The organism is Psychrobacter sp. T6-1, from assembly GCF_052258445.1.
The window spans coordinates 1-836 of sequence record NZ_JBQQFC010000624.1; the positions used below are offsets into that span (position 1 = coordinate 1).

The 836-nt window shown below is 34.3% G+C and carries 1 pseudogene; it reads right to left on the reverse strand.

Annotation, left to right across the window (positions count from 1 at the left end):
• Positions 1-200 (reverse strand): annotated as a pseudogene (locus ACTXGO_RS15005) (long-chain fatty acid--CoA ligase); the annotation flags it as partial.
• Positions 201-836 lie beyond the last annotated feature (636 nt).

Genomic DNA, 836 nt, shown 5'->3' on the forward strand with positions numbered 1-836 from the left:
AACCATCCAGCGACCGCTTGCGAGGTATCATCGATATCGCCATAAGTATGCGTCACGCCCATGCAAACACTGATAGGATGCAAGCGAAAGCGTGCAAAGCACTCCTCATAAAGCTCAATAAGACTGCTATATTGGTCAGGATCTATGGTTTTGGGTACATTGCTAGGATATTGTGCCAGCCAAGGTTTGTTCACTGTCATAATCAGTGTCCTTTAAATGTGATTGGTATTGAATGTTTTAAGGATGAGTCGTCTTGATTGGCATACAAGTGTTCAAAAAACTAAGCAATACAAAGACATACTTGAGCAACAAATTAACATAACAGCAATTGCACAAGTAAAACTATATTAGCACTGTTTGGTTTAAATTTTAATTTGATAATAAATTTTTTTTGTGAAGCAATAATATTCGGATAAACGGTTATTATTTAAGGATAAACTGCATCAGATATATATTTTACAACTTAAATATATCTTAAAAGCTTTATTAAATAAAAGTATAAACCTAAATTTTATAAACATAAGTCTATTATTTTTAGATATTAAAAATATCCTAAGTAGGGTACGAGATAAACCATTAAGCAGATTGCTTATCAGAAGGATGTTGAGCTCAGAGACAAACATAAAAAAGGACTATTTATGTCAAGTAGTCCTATTTAAAAAAAGTAGTCCTGCAGTGTCTATTCAAACGCGATACGCACGATATATAAGCTAGCTATTAGCTTTATGAGCGTCTATTGCTTTATCTATTATCAGGCAAAGACTTTTTGGCACGCGTACTGGTCGTATAGAGGTGACATTGGCAACTGGAGTCACTGCGTTGGTATCAGCTTTTGT